The following is a 1285-nucleotide window of genomic DNA, read 5'->3' on the forward strand; positions in this document are numbered from 1 at the left end:
GGCCTGGTCGACGCGCTCGGGCGGCATGGTCTTGCCGTACAGGGCGACCAGGTCGGCGGCGGCGAACTCGGGGGCGATGGTGACGATGCCGCGGGCCTGGGTCAGGCTCAGCTCGGTGAACAGGTGCCCGAAGTCGCCGAGTTCGTTGACGTCGCGGAGGTAGTCGGCGGTCATCTCGTCGGCGCGGACAGAGCCGATGATGGTGCTGACCTTGACGCCGCGGGCCGCGGCCCGGTCGCGATAGGCGCGGATCCGCTCCAGGATCTGCGCGCGGTGGCGGTACTGGGTGAAGGTCGGGGCGCTGATGATGATCAGCGGCACGCTGAGCTCTTCGAGGCGGTCGATGTAGGCGAGCATCTTCTCCAGGGGTGCCTGCCGGAACGGCGGGACGCCCAGGGTGCAGAAGGAGCAGGTGTGGCGGCATCCGACCAGCGGGATGATCCCGGCGGCCGTGCCGTCGGTGACGGGGTAGGCGAAGTGGGCGTCGTGGAGGTCGGCCAGCTCGAGCCACTGGGCGCTCACCCGGTCCGGCACGGTCAGCGACGTGGGCCGCACCGCGCTCACTCCCCCGCCGTCGGCCAGGTCGCAGGTGTACAGGGAGGGCACGTACAGGCCCGGGATCCGGGCGAGCTGCACCAGCAGAGGGGTTTCGGGGTTGGTCTGCCGGTGGGCGTGGACGGTGCGCAGGAGTTGGGGCAGGGACTTCTCCGCCTCGCCGAGGGCGACGACGTCAAGGTAGTCGGCCAGGACCTCGGGGTTGGCCAGGCCGCCCTGTCCGCCGATGACGAGGGGGTGCAAGCCGGGGACGCGGTCGGGGGTGCGCCGCGGGATGCCGGCGAGGTCCAGGAGCCGGAAGACGGAGTGCAGGTCGCCGGCATTGGTCACCGACACCCCGACGACGTCGGCGTCGCGGACGGGTGCGGCGGACTCGATGGTGCGGTAGGGAGTGCCTACGGGGGTGCGCAGGCGGTTGCCGTCGCGGATGAGGCTGTCGTACTGGACGGCTCGCTCGGCGTACGCGGGCAGCGTGGTGTCGCGGTTGATCAGGTCGTACAGCGCCATCGGCCCGTTGCACATCAGCGAGTAGCCGTGGCCGTAGGGGAAGAGGAACACCATCCGCAGGTCGTCGGCGCCGTGGGTGGTGGGGTACGGGTCGCCGAGGACGGTCGTCTCACGGCCGCGGATCGCGTCGATCTCCTGGTCGAGCAGGGACATGCTGGCTCCTTCGACCGCCCCAGGCCCGGGGCGGTGGTGCGTACGAGGGCGGGTCCGTGTGGTTCAGGTG

General features: G+C 71.2%; 1 protein-coding gene. It reads right to left on the reverse strand.

Annotation, left to right across the window (positions count from 1 at the left end; translation table 11 throughout):
- Positions 1-1215: radical SAM protein (locus tag RM812_RS41740; RefSeq protein ID WP_311586176.1), on the reverse strand; the 1215-nt coding region annotated here is incomplete at its 3' end.
- Positions 1216-1285: the final 70 nt, after the last annotated feature.

The organism is Streptomyces lancefieldiae, assembly GCF_031845825.1.
GTDB lineage: Bacteria > Actinomycetota > Actinomycetes > Streptomycetales > Streptomycetaceae > Streptomyces > Streptomyces lancefieldiae.